The sequence below is a fragment of the Paraburkholderia sp. genome (genome assembly GCF_036488795.1).
Taxonomy (GTDB): Bacteria; Pseudomonadota; Gammaproteobacteria; order Burkholderiales; family Burkholderiaceae; genus Paraburkholderia.
The window spans coordinates 1-18170 of the sequence record NZ_DASXHA010000088.1; the positions used below are offsets into that span (position 1 = coordinate 1).

Genomic DNA, 18170 nt, shown 5'->3' on the forward strand with positions numbered 1-18170 from the left:
CCACTCCGCTAAACTCCCCTTTCAAACAACTTCAGGAGACGGCGATGACGCCAAAGGATCTGCTGCTCGCGCTGGTCGTCGTCGTGGCGTGGGGCGTGAACTTTGTCGTGATCAAGGTGGGGCTGCACGGCGTACCGCCGATGTTGCTCGGCGCGTTGCGCTTCATCCTTGCCGCGCTGCCCGCGGTGTTTTTCGTCAAGCGTCCCCAGTTGCCGTGGCGCTGGCTGCTCGCGTACGGCGCGACCATCTCGTTCGGCCAGTTCGCGTTTCTGTTTTCCGCCATGTACGTGGGCATGCCGGCCGGTCTCGCATCACTCGTGCTGCAGGCGCAGGCGTTCTTCACGCTGATCTTCGCCGGCCTGTTCCTGCATGAGCGCTTTCGCGCACCCAATGTCGCCGGACTGGTGATTGCCGCCGGCGGGCTCGCCGTGATCGGCATGCAAGGCGGCCACGCGATGACGCTCGCCGGCTTTGTGCTGACCTTGTGCGCCGCCGTCTCATGGGCGCTCGGCAACATCGTCACGAAGCAGGTCGGCAAGGTCGATCTGGTCGGCCTCGTCGTATGGGCGAGCCTGATTCCGCCGCTGCCGTTCCTCGCGCTGTCGTACTGGATCGAAGGACCGCAGCGAATCGCAGCCGCTCTGTCGGGCCTCGGTGCCACGTCGATTTTCGCGGTGGTGTATCTCGCGTTCGTCGCCACGCTGCTCGGCTACAGTTTGTGGAGTCGTTTGCTGTCGCGCTATCCGGCGAGCCAGGTGGCGCCGTTTTCCCTGCTCGTGCCGATCATCGGGCTGGCATCCGCCTCGGTGTTTCTGGACGAGCAACTGTCCATGGCGCAGATTATCGGCGCGGTGCTGGTGATGGCCGGTCTGGTGGTGAATGTATTCGGCGCATGGCTCGTGCGGCGATTCGTCCCGGCCCGCTGACGAGGCGCGCATCCCGCCGGCATCTGACGAAGAAACGGCCGCATGCAGCGGCCGTTTTAGCAAGTGCGGCAGCGAAGCCGTCCGTCAGGTCATGCGGTTTTTCGCGAGCGGCGGATTGGCCGCGAAATAACGCTTGATGCCCTTCAGAATCGCGTTGGCCATCTGGTCGCGGTAGGCGTCGTCGTTCAGGTGCTTTTCCTCGTCCGGATTGCTGATGAACGCGGTCTCCACGAGGATGGACGGAATGTCCGGCGCCTTCAGCACGGCAAAACCGGCCTGTTCGACCGAGCCCTTGTGCAGCTTGTTGATACCGCCAATCTCGTTCAGCACGAAATTGCCGTAGCGCATCGAATCGCGGATCTGCGCGGTGGTCGACATGTCGAACAGCGCGCGATTCACCGCGGCGTCGTCCGATTTGATATTGATGCCGCCAACCTGATCCGACGAGTTCTCCTTGTTCGCCATCCAGCGTGCTGCCGCGCTCGACGCGCCGTGCTCCGACAACGCGAACACCGACGAGCCGCGCGCCTCGGGCGTGGTGAACGCGTCCGCGTGGATCGACACGAACAGGTCGGCGCCGACGCGCCGCGCCTTCTGCACGCGCACGTTGAGCGGCACGAAGAAGTCGTCGTCGCGCGTCATCATGGAGCGCATGTTCGGCTGCGCGTCGATCTTCGCGCGCAGCTTCTTCGCGATGTCGAGCGCGATGTGCTTCTCATACGTGCCCGCGCTGCCGATCGCGCCTGGATCTTCGCCGCCATGGCCCGGATCGATCGCGACGGTCAACAGGCGCACCGTATTGCTCTTGCCGGATCTGGGCGTGCTGAACGCGTAGGTGTCGTCGCCGCTGTCGTCGTCATTGCCGCGTGCAATCGCGGTAGGCGGCGCCACGGGTCGGGACGGCGGCGTGAGCGTCGCCGGAGCCCGCGGCGTCGGCGTGACATGCAGCGGCGGCATGGGCGGATGCGGCACGTCCGCAGCGGGTCCGCCGTTCTGCGCGTAGCGGTCGAAAAATGCTTCGCTGTTGTCGGCAGCCGGCGGCGTGGTGCCGGGGCCGCTCAGGGTGGAGGGCGGGGCGGCATTTTCGTTCAGGCTCTGCTGCTTGTGCTCGGATTGCGCGAGCAGATCCATCATGGGATCGGGCGGCACCGCCGGATAGAGGTCGAACACCAGCCGGTATTTGTAAGTGCCGACCGGCGGCAGCGTGAACACCTGCGGCTTCACCGAACCCTTCAGGTCGAACACCATCCGCACCACGTGCGGCTGATATTGTCCGACGCGCACTGCCTGAATCTGCGGGTCGTTCGGCGTGATCTTGGAGACGAGATCCTTCAGTTCCTGGTCGAGATCGAGACCGCTCAGATCGACCACGAGGCGATCCGGGCCTTGCAGCAATTGCTGGGTGTTCTGCAGGGGTTGATCGGATTCGATCGTGACGCGGGTGTAGTCGCGCGCGGGCCACACGCGTACGCCGAGGACCGAACTGGCCCATGCGAGACGCGGTGCGACGAGGCCGAGCACGAGCGTCGACGCGCCGGCGCGCAGAATCTGCCGGCGTCGCCAGTTATGCGTGGCGGTCGCTGCCGATTCGATCGAGCGAAATGGTTTGATTAACATCTTTCTAGACATGCTTTTCCTGATTCGCTGTACGCCCGGGCAATCAGCACCCGGCCGTCGCCGTCGACATCGAGCGAGAAAACGAGATCCGGCAGCCCCAACAGGCCGCCCGCACGCTGCGGCCACTCGACGAGGCAAACCGCGCCGCTGTCGAAGTACTCGCGAAAGCCCGCGTCGGCCCATTCAGCCGGATCGGTGAAACGGTACAGATCGAAGTGATAGAGCTCAAGTTCCCCATCGGGTCTTTCGACCGCATAGGGTTCGACGAGTGTATAGGTCGGACTGCGCACGCGCCCGGTGTGCCCGAGGCCGCGCAGGGTTGCGCGTACGAGGGTGGTTTTGCCCGCGCCGAGGTCGCCCGTCAACTGCACCTGCAAGCCGTGAAACGGCGTTGCGCCGGCGCTGGTCCGTTGTGCGTGACGCACGCTCTCGATGGCCTGTGCGAAGCGCACACCGAACGCACTGGTGGCGGCTTCGTCTGCGAGCGCAAACTGGCGTTCGAGCAGGACAGCGGCGGCCGGTTGGAGCGAGCGATCGGAGTTGTCGGGCATTCTCGTAAAATGGCGTGATGAACCGAAGTCCGGAAGTCCCTGTTTCCTGCACGCCTGCGTCCGATGACGATGCGCGTGCCCGGCGTCATTTCGACAAAGCGGCGCTGGTCGCGCTTGCCCTGCGCATCAAGACGTGGGGCCGCGAACTGGGTTTCGGCGCGGTCGGTATCAGCGATACCGATCTCTCCACTGCCGAGGCGGGACTCGCCGCGTGGCTCGAAGCGGGCTACCACGGCGAGATGGATTATATGGCCAAACATGGGATGAAACGCGCGCGGCCCGCTGAGCTTGTGGCCCATACGCGACGCGTGATTACGGTTCGCATGGCCTATTTGCCCGCTGCGGGGGACAACGGAAAGCTCGACGAAAGCGCCGTGTCGGATGGGCCCGCCGCGCCTGCCGCGCCGCCTGCCTGGCGTGCTCACGAACACGCGCGGCTCGCGGATCCGGCGGCGGCGGTGGTGTCGATTTATGCACGTGGCCGCGATTATCACAAGGTGATGCGTAACAGGCTGCAACAACTCGCCGAGAGAATCGAAGCGGAAATCGGCGCGTACGGTTACCGCGTGTTCACCGATTCGGCACCTGTGCTCGAGGTGGAGCTCGCGCAAAAAGCGGGTATCGGCTGGCGCGGCAAGCACACGCTGTTGCTGCAGCGTGATGCCGGTTCGCTGTTTTTCCTCGGTGAGATCTATGTCGATTTGCCGCTGCCCGCCGACGCGCAGATCACGCCCGACGACGCTCCCGAAACCCCGGGCGCGCATTGCGGCAGTTGCACGCGGTGCATTTCGGCATGCCCGACCGGGGCGATCGTCGAGCCGTACAAAGTGGATGCGCGACGTTGCATTTCCTATCTGACCATCGAATTGAAGGGCAGTATTCCCCTGGATTTGCGCCCGCTAATCGGTAATCGTGTGTATGGCTGCGACGATTGCCAGCTCGTGTGTCCATGGAACAAGTTTGCCCAGGCGGCGCCCGTGGCGGACTTCGGCGTACGCCACGGACTCGATCGCGCGACGCTGGTTGAACTCTTCGACTGGAGCGCCGACGAGTTCGACACGCGCATGCAAGGCAGTGCGATCCGCCGTATCGGCTATGAGTGCTGGCTGCGCAACCTGGCGGTCGGCATGGGCAATGCGTTGCGCGCGTCACCCGCCAGCCTTTCCGGCGAAGCGCGTACGGCGATCGTCGACGCGCTGCGCCGACGTGCCGGGGACGCGTCGCAGCTCGTGCGCGAACACGTCGAATGGGCGCTTGAAGCGGCGTGATCAGGCGGCGTACAGTAGCGGCATTCCGTACTGTGCTGGCCACGCAGTGCGCGAGCGTCGGGTGCCGGCGCTCGCACCGGTGCAACCTTAAGCAAATGGGCAAGCCATCATGTTCAACGCAGTGATCGACGCGCCGTTCGGCAAGATCGGCATTCGTCTCGAAGCCGATACGGCGGTGCGCGAGATCGTCTATTTGCCGGACTCGGTGCACAACATCGCGCCTGAGACGCCGCTGGCGAAGCAGGCGGCAGAGCAGATCGACCGCTATTTCGAGCGCGCGGCGGCCGGTTTCGATTTGCCGCTCGCCGCGGTGGGCACCGCGTTTCAGCGGCGCGTATGGGCGGCGATCAGCGAGATTCCGCCCGGCATCGTCCTGACGTATGGGCAACTGGCGCGCCAGGTGGGCAGCGCGCCGCGCGCGGTCGGCCAGGCGTGCGGTTCGAACTACTTTCCGCTGGTGATTCCGTGTCATCGTGTGGTGTCCTCAAGCGGGATTGGCGGCTTTGCACATCACGCCGACGAAGACGACAGCTATTTCCGCAAGATCAAGCGCTGGCTGCTTGCGCATGAAGGTGTGCCCTACGCATGAGCGATACTGTTACCGCCGATATTCCCGCCACCTCCCCGCTGTTCGTGACGAGCAATGCTTCGATCGACGCGTTCTGCGACGCGCTGTGGCTCGAACACGGCCTGTCGCGCAACACGCTCGACGCATATCGCCGCGATCTGCGCCTGTTCTGCGAGTGGCTTGCCCAAAGCCGCAACGCTTCCCTCGATACCGCCAGCGAAGCCGACCTCACCGCGTATAGCGTGGTGCGCCAGAAAGACAAGTCGACTTCCGCAAACCGCAGACTCTCGGTGTTTCGACGCTACTACGCGTGGGCTGTGCGCGAACATCGCGCGCAGGTAGACCCGACGCTGCGGATTCGTTCGGCGAAACAAGCGGCGCGTTTTCCTTCGACGCTGACCGAAGCACAGGTCGAAGCGTTGCTTGGAGCACCGGACATCGACACGCCGCTCGGCCTGCGCGATCGCACGATGCTCGAGCTGATGTACGCGAGCGGCCTGCGTGTCACCGAACTCGTCACGCTGAAGACGGTCGAGGTGGGACTCAACGAAGGCGTCGTGCGCGTGATGGGCAAGGGTTCGAAAGAGCGGCTGATTCCGTTCGGCGAGGAAGCGCACGGCTGGATCGAACGCTATCTGCGCGAGGCGCGGCCCGCGTTGCTAGGTGCCCGCGCAACGGATGCGCTGTTCGTCACCTCGCGCGCCGAGGGCATGACGCGCCAGCAGTTCTGGAACATCATCAAGCGTCATGCGGCGGCGGCCGACGTACATGCGCCGTTGTCGCCCCATACGCTGCGGCACGCGTTCGCCACGCACCTGTTGAACCACGGCGCCGACTTGCGGGTGGTGCAGCTGCTGCTCGGCCACACGGATATCTCGACGACGCAAATCTACACGCACGTTGCGCGCGAGCGGCTGAAGTCGCTGCATGCGGCGCATCATCCGCGCGGCTGAAGGGCGCGTACCCCAGCACTCACACCAGATCGCGCAGCCGGTGCTTGAGGACCTTGCCGGTTGATGCCGCAGGCAGCGCGGCGAGCACCCGTACTTCGGCAGGGCGTTTATACGGCGCGAGACGCTCGCCGCACCACACAATCAATTCAGCCGGCGTCACCGTCGCGCCGGCTGTGAGTTCGACGAACGCGACCACCTCTTCATTGCCTTCGACGGCGCGCCCAATCACCGCCGACTGCACCACTTCGGGATGCGCATTCAGCACATGCTCGACTTCTGCCGGATACACATTGAAGCCGGAGCGGATGATCAACTCCTTGCTGCGCCCGACGATGTGCAGCGCGCCGTCGGTCTCCGCGCGCGCGAGATCGCCGGTCTTCAGCCAGCCATCCTGCGTGACCGCAGCGCGAGTCTGCTCCGGATTGCGGTAATAGCCGAGCATCACGTTTGGTCCGCGCACCCATAGCTCGCCAATCTCGCCCGGTTGGACGTCGAGGCCGTTCACGCCGACGAAGCGCACCGCCACGCCGGGAATGACGTGGCCGACCGAGCAGTCGGTGCGCGGCGCGTCCAGCATGGTTTGCGCGACCGTGGGACTGCTCTCGGTCATGCCGTAGCCGTTGTGCAATGGGAGGCCGTACACGCTTTCGACGTGCGCTTTCAGCGCGGCATCGAGCGGCGAACCGCCCGAGTAAGCAAAGCGCAGATGCGGCGCGGACCAGCCGTGACCTTGCGTCTGCAGATGGTCGAGCAGCTTGGCGTGCATCGCCGGGACGCCCTGGAAGATCGATACGCGTTCTTCGGCGAGCGCACGCCGCACGGCTTCCGGCGCAAAGCGCGGCGCGAGCCGCAGCGTGGCGCCCGCATACAGGCTGCCGAGGCACACCGACGCGAAGCCATAGACGTGCGAGACGGGCAGCACCGCGTACACCACGTCAGCCGGATTGACGCCGCGCAGACGGCTCGAAATGGCCGCGATAAACAGCAGATTACGGTGCGACAGCATCACGCCTTTGGGCGCGCCGGTTGTGCCCGTCGTGTAGATCAAGGCGGCGCACTGGCGATCGCTGCCGGTTTCGACAGGCTCTGCTGTGGCGGTGTCGTCACACGCGTATGCCCACGTGCCGATATCTGGAGCGAGCGCCGGCGCGCGCAGAGCGCCGTGGCGTTGCGCGTGCTGCTGTGCGTCGGGCGAGGTTTCGACGGCATAAGCGACCACGCGCGGCCCCGCGTGCGCGCGGATCGCGTCCAGCTCGGCGGCGGATAAGCGTGCGTTCGACATCAGCGCCCATGCGTCGAGCTTCGCCGCAGCGAACAGCAGCACGATCTGCGCAATGCTGTTCTCCGCGACGATCATCACGCGGTCACCGCCGCGTACGCCCCAGTCGCGCAACTGGGCCGCGGCGGCGTTGACGGCGCACAGCAGTTGCGCGCTAGTCAGGCAACGTGCGTCTTCGATCAGCGCGATATGCTGCGGATCGCGCGCGGCCATCAATGCGGGGATCTCGCTGATGCGCTGTGGCAAAGCGGCAAGCAGCGCGGGAATCTCGATGGCCTGGCGTCCGGGCAAGTCGAAGGTCAATGCTGTCTCCTGAAAACGGTGGGGTATGCGGCACGCCTTGCGTCCGATGATTTGCGAACGATCGTGCCACAGCGGCCAAACGCCCACAATTGGCCGTTCGGCAAATGGCGGTCGCGCGACGCCGCCATTACAATGCGCCGATGAGCAAATCCAGACACGTTTCCGAAACGCCCGCGACGCAGTTTCTGCGGCGCCACGGCGTCGCGTTCGGCGAGCATCCGTACGATTACGTCGAGCATGGCGGCACCGCGGAATCGGCGCGCCAGCTGGGCGTCGACGAGCATCACGTCGTCAAGACGCTCGTTATGGAAGACGAGCACGCAAAACCGCTGATCGTGCTGATGCACGGCGATCGTACCGTCTCCACCAAGAATCTCGCGCGGCAGATCGGCGCGAAGCGGGTCGAGCCGTGCAAGCCCGAAGTCGCGAACCGGCACTCGGGCTATCTGATTGGCGGCACCTCGCCGTTCGGCACACGCAAGGCGATGCCCGTGTACGTCGAGTCGAGTATTCTCGAACTGGAACAGATCTGGCTGAACGGCGGGCGGCGCGGTTTTCTCGTCAGCATTGCTCCGGCCGTGTTGACCGCCTTGCTGAACGCGAAAGCGGTGCAGTGCGCGAGCGTCGACTGAGCAGGGTGCATACCAATCGGAGGGGGCGGTCCGGTTCGGTAGAATGTGGGCCGTTTCGCGTGTGCTGCGCGTGCCGCGTGGGCTGTTGCGCCGCCCGTCGCGCTTTCCGATACCTATAAGAGTCCCTGGATAGAAATGGAAAACCTGATCGTCGCCGTTGTCGCTTACCTGATCGGCTCGGTGTCGTTTGCCGTGATTGTCAGCGCCACGATGGGACTGGCCGACCCGCGCTCGTACGGCTCGAAGAACCCTGGCGCGACCAATGTGCTGCGTAGCGGCAACAAGACCGCGGCCATCCTGACGCTGCTCGGCGATGCGTTCAAAGGCTGGCTGGCCGTGTGGCTTGCCGGCCACTTCGGTCCGCGCTACGGTCTCGACGACACGGCGGTTGCGCTCGCGGCCATCGCCGTTTTCCTCGGCCACCTGTATCCGGTGTTCTTCCGCTTCAAGGGCGGCAAGGGGGTGGCGACGGCGGCGGGCGTGTTGCTGGCAATCAACCCGGTGTTGGGTATCGCCACGTTGCTGACCTGGCTGATCATTGCGTTCTTCTTCCGCTATTCGTCGCTGGCGGCGCTGGCCGCTGCGGTATTTGCGCCGCTCTTCGACGGCTTCCTGTTTGGCGCCAACATCATTGCGCTGGCCATCGTGGCAATGAGCTGTCTCTTGATCTGGCGCCACCGCGGCAACATCGCAAAGCTGATGGCCGGCAAGGAAAGCCGGATCGGCGACAAGAAGAAGGCCGAGGCGCAGACGGCGGCAAAGCGGCCCTGAGCGCCGCGGTACGCCGGCGCGCGCCGCCGAACCACCAGGCCGCGCGCCTTAGTCGCGGAAGTTGTTGAAGTCGAGAGGCGTATCCGTGACGTCCTTACGCAGCAGCGCGATCACGCTCTGCAGGTCGTCGCGCTTGGTACCGTTCACGCGCACCGCGTCGCCCTGAATGCTCGCCTGGACCTTGATCTTGCTGTCCTTCACGAGCCTGACGATCTTCTTCGCGAGGTCGCCCGAGACGCCTTTTTTCACGGTGACGACCTGCTTGACCTTGTCGCCGCCGATTTTTTCAATCTTGCCGTAGTCGAGGAAACGCACGTCCACGTTGCGCTTGGCCATCTTCGACACCATGACGTCCTTGACCTGACCCAGCTTGAAGTCGTCGTCGGCATAGAGCGTCAACTCGTGCTCCTTGTGCTCGACGCGCGCGTCCGACCCCTTGAAGTCGAAACGGGTTGAAATTTCCTTGTTGGACTGCTCGATCGCGTTCTTGACTTCGATCATGTTTGCTTCGCAGACGACGTCAAACGATGGCATTGCTCTCTCCCAATAGTGCCGAGGTAGTTGGCGCCGCCGGACGGCTGCGCACGACGCACTCGCTATAATCACGAACCGGACGTCATTTTACCGACGCCTTTCTCTTTTGCCCAAGGCCGTTGCGGATTGCCGCCCGGCCCGCTCCAGACGGCCCCATATTCCGATGTCTTCGATGTCCCAGTTCGCACCCGCTTCCTTCCATGCCGGCTATCCGCTGCAGGCGCACAACACGTTCGGCTTCGATGTGCGTGCGCAGCTGGCGTGCCAGATCGAGCATGAAGAGCAATTGCGCGAGGCGCTGCGCGACGCGCGGGTGGCAGGCCTGCCGCGCCTGGTGCTGGGCGGCGGCAGCAATGTCGTGCTGACCGGTGACTTCAACGGCGTGGTGCTGCTGATCGCGCTGCGCGGGCGCCGCCTCGTACGCGAAGACGCCGAGGCCTGGTACGTCGAAGCGGCGGCTGGCGAGAACTGGCATGCATTCGTTGCCTGGACGCTCGAACAGGAGATGCCCGGCCTCGAGAATCTCGCGCTGATTCCGGGCACGGTGGGCGCGGCGCCGATCCAGAACATCGGCGCATATGGGCTGGAAATGTGCGAGCGCTTCGCGTCGTTGCGCGCGTTCGAGCTGGCGACCGGCGAGGTAATCGAACTGGACGCGCAGGCCTGCCGGTTCGGCTATCGCGACAGTTTCTTCAAGCGCGAAGGGCGCGACCGCTTTGTGATTACGTCGGTGACCTTTCGCTTGCCGAAGGCCTGGGTGCCGCGCGCCAGCTACGCGGACATCGCGCGCGAACTGGCTGCCGAAGGCCATGGTGACACATCGCCGAGCGCGCAGGCGATTTTCGATGCGGTGGTCGCCGTGCGGCAGGCCAAGCTGCCTGACCCGCTACAAGTGGGTAACGCCGGTAGTTTCTTCAAGAATCCGGTGATCGACGCCGCGCAGTTCGACGCATTGCGGCAGCGCGAGCCGGAAGTGGTGTCGTACCGGCAGCCGGATGGTGCGGTCAAGCTGGCTGCCGGCTGGCTGATTGACCGGTGTGGCTGGAAAGGACGTGCAATCGGCGCGGCGGCCGTGCATGAGCGTCAGGCCCTGGTGCTGGTGAATCGTGGCGGGGCGAGCGGCGCTGAGGTACTCGCGCTGGCTCAGGCGATTCAGCATGACGTGCGCGAACGGTTCGGGGTTGAACTGGAGCGGGAGCCGGTTTGCGTGTAAGCGGAGTGTGACGCCGAATTGAGGGTTGTCAGTAGACGGCGGCCTGCGTGGATGAAAAAAGCCGCTGATCCGCGAGGATCAGCAGCTTTTTGTTATGGCCAGCGCTTTTTAGCTGCGCGTGATAGCACGCGTTTTGGTTCCGCCCGCGCCTTGCGGCGCTTAACTTCGCTGACGCGAAGTTAGCCTTCACCGAAACGCACGTCGTCAGCTACGCTGACGACGTGCGTTTTCCGCGATTCGCATGCGCAGAGCGTTCAGCTTGATGAATCCGCCAGCGTCAGCCTGGTTGTAGGCGCCCCCGTCGTCGTCAAAGGTCGCGATGGTCTTGTCGAACAGCGTTTCCTTCGAATCGCGCGCCACCACCGACACGCTGCCCTTGTACAGCTTCACACGTACCCAGCCGTTGACCTTCTCTTGCGTATGGTCGATCAGCACCTGAATTGCGCGACGCTCCGGGCTCCACCAGTAACCGTTGTAAATCAGCGCAGCGTAGCGCGCCATCAGGTCGTCCTTCAGGTGCGCCACTTCGCGATCGAGCGTAATCGATTCGATTCCGCGGTGCGCCTTCAGCATGATCGTGCCGCCCGGCGTTTCATAACAGCCGCGGGACTTCATGCCGACGTAGCGGTTCTCGACCAGATCCAGACGGCCAATGCCGTGCTTGCCGCCCAGCCGGTTCAGCTCGGTCAGCATTTCGGCCGGGGAAAGACGCTTGCCGTTGATGGCAACCGGGTCACCGTGTTCGTATTCGATGTCGAGGTATTCCGGCTGATCCGGTGCCTGCTCCGGCGACACCGTCCAACGCCACATGTCGGCTTCGGCCTCCGCCTTCGGGTCTTCCAGGTGACGGCCTTCGAACGAGATGTGCAGCAGGTTGGCGTCCATCGAATACGGCGCGCCGCCTTGCTTGTGCTTCATTTCGATCGGAATACCGGCCTTTTCCGCGTAAGCCAGCAGCTTTTCACGCGACAGCAGGTCCCATTCACGCCACGGGGCAATCACCTTGATGCCCGGTTCGAGCGCGTAATAGCCGAGTTCGAAGCGAACCTGGTCGTTGCCCTTGCCGGTTGCGCCGTGCGACACCGCTTGTGCGCCAGCGGCGCGGGCAATTTCGATCTGGCGCCTGGCGATCAGCGGACGCGCGATGGACGTGCCCAGCAGGTACTCGCCTTCATAGATCGTGTTGGCGCGGAACATCGGGAACACGAAATCGCGCACGAATTCTTCGCGCAGATCTTCGATGTAGATGTTTTCCGGCTTGATGCCGAGTTGCAGGGCCTTCTTGCGCGCCGGTTCCAGCTCCTCGCCCTGGCCGATGTCGGCCGTGAACGTGACGACTTCGGCGTCGTAGTTGTCCTGCAACCATTTCAGGATGACGGAGGTGTCGAGGCCGCCGGAATAGGCGAGCACGACTTTCTTGATATCGCTCATGGTGAACTCGTAGCTGGGAGAAAGCGGGGAAAACAAGGCGCGCCGGCCGTTCCGGTGCGCGGAAAAAACGTCATTTTGACACTAAACCGCCGGGATCCCGCGTTTTTGGGACGGGGCGGCGGATCAGCCGGTGCGCGCTTCGGACCGTGAAGTGTCCGGGGCCGCAGCCGGCGAGGGGCGCGGCGCGAACCCGAGAGCTGTGCCTCGTAAGCGAGCTCCGTCGCGCTCCGCGTAGCGCTTGCTCAGTGATTCAGCTTGCCGAGCAGCAGAAATTCCATCAAGGCCTTCTGGACGTGCAGGCGGTTTTCCGCCTCGTCCCACACGACGCTTTGCGGCCCGTCGATCACTTCCGCGCTGACTTCCTCGCCGCGGTGGGCGGGCAGGCAATGCATGAAGAGCGCGTCCGGGTTGGCGCGCGCCATCATCTCCGCATCTACGCACCAGTCGGCAAAAGCCTTCTTGCGAGCTTCGTTTTCTGCTTCGAAGCCCATGCTGGTCCAGACGTCCGTGGTGACCAGGTCGGCGCCCGCGCAGGCTTCGTGCGGGTCGTCGAATTCCTCGTAGAACGGCGCGCTCCCGGCCGCCACCATTGCGCGGTCGAGCTTGTAGCCCGGGGGGGTGGAGAGGCGCAGCCTGAAACCGAGGATCTGCGCCGCCTCGATCCAGGTGTAGAGCATGTTATTCGCGTCGCCAACCCAAGCGACAGTCTTGCCGCGAATCGGGCCGCGATGTTCGAAATACGTGAACACGTCTGCCAGCACCTGGCAGGGATGGTATTCATTGGTCAGGCCGTTGATGACCGGCACGCGCGAATTCTCGGAAAAACGCTGCAGGATGTCCTGGCCAAACGTGCGGATCATGATGATGTCGACCATGCGCGAAATGACCTGGGCGGCGTCTTCAATCGGCTCGCCGCGCCCAAGCTGCGTGTCGCGCGTGCTCATGAACACGGCGTGGCCGCCAAGCTGGAAGATGCCCGCTTCGAACGACAGGCGCGTACGCGTCGAGTTCTTCTCGAAGATCATCGCGAGGGTGCGGTCGTGCAGCGGGTGATAAGTCTCGTAGTTCTTGAACTTGCGCTTCAGAATGCGCGCGCGTTCCAGCACGTACTCGTAGTCTTCCAGCGAGAAATCCTTGAACTGCAGGTAATGACGAATTTTCTTGGCGGTCATGAAACAAATACGGCGGTCTCACCCGGCGAAATTGCCGGACGGCGCCGCCGTCGTTTGTGGTAACTCAATGCAGCATAAAGGATTTTGACCCGTTTGACGAGCCGGCCGAATGGCCAGGCAGTCATTCCTAAAGGCCCGTGGCTTGCGTCAGAAGAGTCCTGTGTGCGGTGCGGAAGGAGGTCCGCTGAGCTATAATCGCAGGGTTTCCTAAAAGCCCGGCAAGCAGGCTCCATGCTTGCAGGACACGGCTCGCGCGCCCGGAAGGCTTTCCTCGCGGTGCGCCGTCATGACGATTGCCAGGGGGCCTTCTGATCGGCTCCAGGGTGCCCGGCGGCGTGGTCCGCGGGGTCGTGTACAACGTGTTCAGGCAGCAGCCGCATTCGCTGGCGTTCAGCTGGGCAGTCACAAGGTACCCGTACATGGCCGAAGCACCTCCAACCGAATTTTTCATCCAGGGTATTACCAGCAACGGAAAGAAGTTTCGGCCGAGCGACTGGTCGGAGCGACTCGCCGGGGTGATGTCCATGTTCGGACCGGGCGCGAAAGGGCCGAATGCCTATCTGCAATATTCGTTGTACGTGCGTCCCACTATGCTCGACGACCTCAAATGCGTCATCCTCGACTCGCGGCTGCGCGATATCGAGCCGATGGCGTTCGATTTCGTCATGAACTTCGCGAAAGACAACGACCTGGTTGTCACCGAGGCCTGCGAATTACCCCCGGAGCACGGCACGCAGCAGAAGCGGCGCTAGGTTTCGCGGCGGGGCAGGTGGCCCGGCTTCTGAAGCGCGCGCCATTTGTCAGGCTGATGAAAACAGCAAAACCCGCGAGTGCGGGTTTTTTTGCGTCTGGAGCCGTCTGCAAGGCCGCAGCGTGCGTTGATTCGAATCTGCGCACGAGCGCTTGCGTCAGTCGCAACAAAACAAAAAAGCCCGCCGAGGCGAGCTTTCTTGACGCAGCGGAAACAGGAGGTAGCCCACCGAAGCGGGCCGACCGGATTTACTGCGCTGCGGACGCTTGCAGACCCTTGATGGCTGCAGCGAGGCGGCTCTTATGGCGAGCTGCCTTGTTCTTGTGAACGATTTTCTTGTCGGCGATGATGTCGATCGTCTTCGACGACGCCAGGAAGAGCTCAGCGGCCTTGGCCTTGTCGCCGGCGTCGATCGCCTTGCGGACAGCCTTGATTGCCGTGCGGAACTTCGAGCGCAGCGCCGAGTTGTGCGAGTTTGCTTTCGCGGCCTGGCGGGCGCGCTTGCGTGCTTGTGCGGAGTTAGCCATGACGGTTCCTTATCCTGTTCCTGTTTCCAGTACCTGACCTTCAAGTGGCCGGGCGCTGCTTTTAGATCGAACCCTTGGAAGCGATTGCCCAAGAGCGCAAAAGTGACGAAATTGCTGATTCAGCTAGGCGAAATCAGGCCCGTTCAGCGGATGCCTGGATGGCGGCGGAGCGCAACCCCAGTGCTTCCCGAAAATTGAGCGAGCTTCGAAACCGGCGATTATAGCAACAAAAACAGGCACGTGGCAAACGGAAATACGTGATCCGCCGTGCGAGCGGACACTGCGTGGGCACCAGGCGGGCACTGCGCGAACATCGTGCAATCCTGTCCGGATCGAACGTCTGCGCGTCAAATCGGTCGGATACGGTTCCCGGCTCGTCGTCCGCACACGCGGCACCCGTATAATAAGCGCCCCATGAATCTATTCCGAGCCCTGCTGACGGTCAGCGGCTTCACGCTGCTGTCCCGCGTGACCGGACTGGCCCGCGAAACGCTGATCGCCCGTGCGTTCGGCGCCAGCCAATACACCGACGCGTTCTACGTCGCCTTCCGTATTCCCAACCTGCTGCGCCGCATCTCCGCGGAAGGCGCGTTTTCGCAGGCGTTTGTGCCGATTCTCGCCGAGTTCAAGAATCAGCAGGGGCACGACGCGACCAAGGCGCTGGTCGACGCGACTTCGACCGTGCTCGCCTGGGCGCTGGCCGTTCTGTCGCTGATAGGCGTGCTTGGGGCGTCGGGCGTCGTGTATGTGGTCGCGTCCGGTCTGGCGCATGACGGCGCGGCGTATCCGCTCGCCGTCACCATGACGCGCATCATGTTCCCGTACATCGTGTTCATTTCGCTGACCTCGCTGGCCTCGGGCGTGCTGAATACCTACAAGAGCTTTTCGCTGCCGGCATTCGCCCCGGTGCTGCTGAACGTCTCGTTCATCGGCGCGGCCGTGTTTGTCGCGCCGCATATGAAGACGCCGGTCTATGCGCTGGCGTGGGCGGTGATCGTCGGCGGAGTGTTGCAGTTCCTCGTGCAGTTGCCGGGTCTGAAGAAGATCGACATGGTGCCGCGCATCGCGTGGAATCCGCTTCGTGCGCTCGCGCATCGCGGCGTGAAGCGCGTGCTGTCGAAAATGGTGCCGGCCATGTTCGCGGTGTCGGTCGCGCAGATCAGCCTGATCATCAATACGAACATTGCGTCGCGCATCGGTCCCGGGGCCGTGTCGTGGATCAACTACGCCGACCGGCTGATGGAATTCCCTACCGCGTTGCTGGGCGTGGCGCTCGGCACGATTCTGCTGCCGAGTCTCTCCAAGGCACACGTCGACGCCGATCCGCATGAGTATTCGTCGCTGCTCGACTGGGGCTTGCGCGTGACCTTCCTGCTCGCGGCGCCCAGCGCAATCGCGCTGTTCTTCTTCGCCGAGCCGCTCACCGCGACGCTGTTTCACTACGGCAAGTTCGACAGCCACTCGGTGGTCATGGTCGGGCGCGCGCTGTCGGCGTATGGGGTTGGGCTGATCGGCCTGATCCTCATCAAGATTCTCGCACCCGGCTTTTACGCAAAGCAGGACATCAAGACGCCGGTGAAGATCGGCGTCGGCGTGCTGATCGTCACGCAGTTGAGCAACTACGTCTTCGTGCCGATTTTCGCGCATGCCGGCCTGACGCTGAGTGTCGGCCTCGGCGCCTGCGTGAACGCGCTATTGCTGTTCATCGGTTTGCGCCGGCGCGGCATCTATATGCCGTCCAGCGGCTGGCTGAAGTTCTTCGTGCAGATGTTCGGGGCATGTCTCGTTCTGGCGGGTGTCATGCATTGGTTTTCCATCAGCTTTGACTGGATCGGCCTGCATGCCGAACCGCTCGAGCGCGTCGTCCTGCTGGCATCGTGCCTCGTTCTGTTTGCTGCGCTATATTTCGGTATGCTCTGGCTGATGGGCTTCAAATACGCGTATTTCAGAAGGCGAGTGAAGTGATCACGACGACGCGGGTTCTCGACTATTTCAGCACGCTGGTCGCCGAAGACGACAGCCTGCCGCTCACCGAGGCGGCGCTTTCGCTCGCACAGGATGCTTACCCCGACCTCGATCTGCAAGGCGCGCTCGCCGAGATCGACGAACTGGTGCTGCGCCTGCAGCGCCGCATGCCGGCGGAGACTGACATCAAGCAGAAGGTCGGTATCCTCAACCGGTTTTTCTTCCGCGAACTGGGCTTCGGCAGCAATCTCAATGACTATAACGATCCGGATAACAGTCATCTGAACGTGGTGCTCAGGCGCCGCCGCGGCATTCCGATTTCGCTGGCCGTGCTGTATCTGGAGATGGCCGAGCAGATTGGCATTCCAGTACGGGGCGTGTCGTTTCCGGGGCACTTCCTGTTGCGTGTCACGACGCCTGACGGCGACGTGATGCTGGATCCGACCACGGGGCATTCGCTCTCGGAATCGGAAATGGTCGACATGCTGGAACCCTACGTGGCGTCGGCCGGCGAGTCGGTCAGCCGCGCGTTGCGCATGTTGCTGCAACCGGCCACGCGCCGCGAGATCATCACGCGCATGCTGCGCAACCTGAAGTCGACCTATCTTCAGACGGAACGCTGGCAGCGCCTGCTCGCCGTGCAGCAGCGGCTGGTGATCCTGCTGCCGGACAGCATCGAGGAAGTGCGCGATCGCGGCTTCGCTTATGCGCGGCTCGACTATCTGCGGCCCGCGCTGGAAGATCTGGAGCGTTACCTGGGCGACCGGCCGGATGCGGATGATGCAACGGTCGTCGAATCCCAGTTGCACGAGTTGCGTCAGCGTACGCAGCACAACGACGGCGACTGAGACACGATCCTTCACCTCATGCGAAGCGAAACGCCGGCGATGCGCACCAAGCGCGTCGCCGGCGTTTTACATTGCGACGGGAGCGGCCGGCCAGGGTTACTTGGGCTGCATCCGGATTGCGCCGTCGAGGCGAATCACTTCGCCGTTGAGCATCGGGTTGTCGAAGATCTGCTTGGCGAGCATTGCGTATTCCACCGGCTTGCCCAGACGCGGCGGGAACGGCACCATCGCGCCGAGCGCGTCCTGTACTTCCTGCGGCATGCCGAGCAGCATCGGCGTTTCGAAGATGCCCGGTGCGATCGTCATGACGCGGATCGCGTTGCGCGACAGGTCGCGGGCGATCGGCAGCGTCATGCCCACCACGCCGCTCTTCGAAGCAGCATAAGCGGCCTGGCCAATTTGTCCGTCGAATGCCGCCACCGACGCCGTATTGATGATCACGCCGCGCTCGCCCAGCGTATTCGGCTCGTTCTTCGACATGGCCGCCGCGGCGAGGCGAATCATGTTGAAGGTGCCGATCAGGTTGATCGAGATGGTCTTCGTGAACGCCTCGAGCGGATGCGGTCCGTCCTTGCCGACCGTCTTGATGGCCGGGGCCACGCCCGCGCAATTGATCAGGCCGCGCAGCGTGCCGAGCTTCGTGGCCGCTTCGACCGCTTGCGTGGCGTCGTCTTCACGGCTCACGTCGCACTTGACGAACACGCCGCCCAGTTCTTGCGCGAGCGCCGTGCCTGCCTGCTGGTTGAGGTCGGCGACCAGGATCTTGCCGCCGTGTTCGGCGAACAGGCGCGCCGTGGCGGCGCCCAGACCTGATGCACCGCCGGTGATCAGGAATACGTTGTCACGAATCTCCATGTCTTC

General features: G+C 63.5%; 18 protein-coding genes. 10 read left to right on the top strand and 8 right to left on the bottom strand.

The features are described from left to right. Positions 1-44 precede the first annotated feature (44 nt). Entirely contained in the window at positions 45-926 is an 882-nt protein-coding gene (locus VGH41_RS11615; RefSeq protein WP_331597569.1) for an EamA family transporter, read from the top strand. Between the two features lie 84 nt (positions 927-1010). Here the strand turns inward: VGH41_RS11615 and VGH41_RS11620 are convergent, their stop codons facing one another. Both VGH41_RS11620 and tsaE read right to left on the bottom strand, forming a co-directional pair. After that, on the bottom strand, positions 1011-2555 hold the full coding sequence (locus VGH41_RS11620; protein ID WP_331597570.1) for an N-acetylmuramoyl-L-alanine amidase: 1545 nt from the start codon (positions 2553-2555) through the stop codon (positions 1011-1013). Further along, positions 2537-3094 (bottom strand): tRNA (adenosine(37)-N6)-threonylcarbamoyltransferase complex ATPase subunit type 1 TsaE, encoded by a 558-nt coding sequence (gene tsaE, locus VGH41_RS11625; protein ID WP_331597571.1) that lies wholly within the window; start codon positions 3092-3094, stop codon positions 2537-2539. Before tsaE ends, VGH41_RS11620 begins: the two co-directional genes overlap by 19 nt. 17 nt (positions 3095-3111) lie before the next feature. Here tsaE and queG point away from each other — a divergent pair, with 17 nt between their 5' ends. From queG to xerD, 3 genes are all read left to right on the top strand, one after another. Then, positions 3112-4362 (top strand): tRNA epoxyqueuosine(34) reductase QueG, encoded by a 1251-nt coding sequence (gene queG, locus VGH41_RS11630; RefSeq protein ID WP_331597572.1) that lies wholly within the window; start codon positions 3112-3114, stop codon positions 4360-4362. Positions 4363-4471: 109 nt separating this feature from the next. Further along, a complete protein-coding gene (locus tag VGH41_RS11635) occupies positions 4472-4951 on the top strand; it encodes a methylated-DNA--[protein]-cysteine S-methyltransferase (protein ID WP_331597573.1) in 480 nt (159 codons plus the stop codon). Continuing rightward, positions 4948-5883 carry a site-specific tyrosine recombinase XerD gene (gene xerD / locus VGH41_RS11640; RefSeq protein WP_331597574.1) on the top strand — a complete coding sequence of 312 codons (936 nt, stop codon included), beginning with the start codon at positions 4948-4950 and terminating at the stop codon, positions 5881-5883. Before VGH41_RS11635 ends, xerD begins: the two co-directional genes overlap by 4 nt. Before the next feature lie 19 nt (positions 5884-5902). On the opposite strand, the gene VGH41_RS11645 is transcribed toward xerD, so the two are convergent. Beyond that, positions 5903-7465 carry a class I adenylate-forming enzyme family protein gene (locus VGH41_RS11645; protein ID WP_331597576.1) on the bottom strand — a complete coding sequence of 521 codons (1563 nt, stop codon included), beginning with the start codon at positions 7463-7465 and terminating at the stop codon, positions 5903-5905. Positions 7466-7605: 140 nt separating this feature from the next. On the opposite strand from VGH41_RS11645, the gene ybaK reads away from it, so the two are divergent. After that, positions 7606-8097: a Cys-tRNA(Pro) deacylase gene (gene ybaK, locus VGH41_RS11650; RefSeq protein WP_331597577.1), complete on the top strand. Its 492-nt coding sequence runs from the start codon at positions 7606-7608 to the stop codon at positions 8095-8097. Positions 8098-8232: 135 nt separating this feature from the next. Then, positions 8233-8868, top strand: a complete 636-nt coding sequence (gene plsY, locus VGH41_RS11655; protein ID WP_331597578.1) for a glycerol-3-phosphate 1-O-acyltransferase PlsY — start codon at positions 8233-8235, stop codon at positions 8866-8868. A 48-nt stretch (positions 8869-8916) separates the two neighbouring features. Here the strand turns inward: plsY and VGH41_RS11660 are convergent, their stop codons facing one another. Beyond that, positions 8917-9402 (bottom strand): YajQ family cyclic di-GMP-binding protein, encoded by a 486-nt coding sequence (locus VGH41_RS11660; protein ID WP_074300623.1) that lies wholly within the window; start codon positions 9400-9402, stop codon positions 8917-8919. 172 nt (positions 9403-9574) lie between these two features. Between VGH41_RS11660 and murB the strand changes: the two genes are divergently transcribed. Next, positions 9575-10615, top strand: coding sequence for a UDP-N-acetylmuramate dehydrogenase (gene murB, locus VGH41_RS11665; protein WP_331597579.1), 1041 nt, complete (start codon positions 9575-9577; stop codon positions 10613-10615). A gap of 204 nt (positions 10616-10819) precedes the next feature. On the opposite strand, the gene VGH41_RS11670 is transcribed toward murB, so the two are convergent. Together VGH41_RS11670 and argF are read right to left on the bottom strand one after the other, a co-directional pair. After that, positions 10820-12046 (bottom strand): argininosuccinate synthase, encoded by a 1227-nt coding sequence (locus tag VGH41_RS11670; RefSeq protein WP_331597580.1) that lies wholly within the window; start codon positions 12044-12046, stop codon positions 10820-10822. A gap of 242 nt (positions 12047-12288) precedes the next feature. Further along, positions 12289-13218 (bottom strand): ornithine carbamoyltransferase, encoded by a 930-nt coding sequence (gene argF / locus VGH41_RS11675; protein WP_331597581.1) that lies wholly within the window; start codon positions 13216-13218, stop codon positions 12289-12291. A 419-nt stretch (positions 13219-13637) separates the two neighbouring features. Here argF and VGH41_RS11680 point away from each other — a divergent pair, with 419 nt between their 5' ends. Next, a complete protein-coding gene (locus VGH41_RS11680; protein ID WP_331597582.1) occupies positions 13638-13970 on the top strand; it encodes a DUF3579 domain-containing protein in 333 nt (110 codons plus the stop codon). Between the two features lie 247 nt (positions 13971-14217). Here VGH41_RS11680 and rpsT read toward each other — a convergent pair whose 3' ends face one another. Further along, positions 14218-14496: a 30S ribosomal protein S20 gene (gene rpsT / locus VGH41_RS11685; protein ID WP_331597583.1), complete on the bottom strand. Its 279-nt coding sequence runs from the start codon at positions 14494-14496 to the stop codon at positions 14218-14220. A 414-nt stretch (positions 14497-14910) separates the two neighbouring features. Here rpsT and murJ point away from each other — a divergent pair, with 414 nt between their 5' ends. Continuing rightward, complete coding sequence (murJ, locus tag VGH41_RS11690; RefSeq protein ID WP_331597584.1) at positions 14911-16461, top strand: murein biosynthesis integral membrane protein MurJ; 1551 nt, start codon at positions 14911-14913, stop codon at positions 16459-16461. Beyond that, a complete protein-coding gene (locus VGH41_RS11695) occupies positions 16458-17309 on the top strand; it encodes a SirB1 family protein (protein WP_331597585.1) in 852 nt (283 codons plus the stop codon). The genes murJ and VGH41_RS11695 overlap by 4 nt, the downstream gene beginning before the upstream one ends. A gap of 96 nt (positions 17310-17405) precedes the next feature. Here the strand turns inward: VGH41_RS11695 and VGH41_RS11700 are convergent, their stop codons facing one another. Beyond that, positions 17406-18164, bottom strand: coding sequence for a 3-hydroxyacyl-CoA dehydrogenase (locus VGH41_RS11700; RefSeq protein WP_331597586.1), 759 nt, complete (start codon positions 18162-18164; stop codon positions 17406-17408). Between the last annotated feature and the right edge of the window lie 6 nt (positions 18165-18170).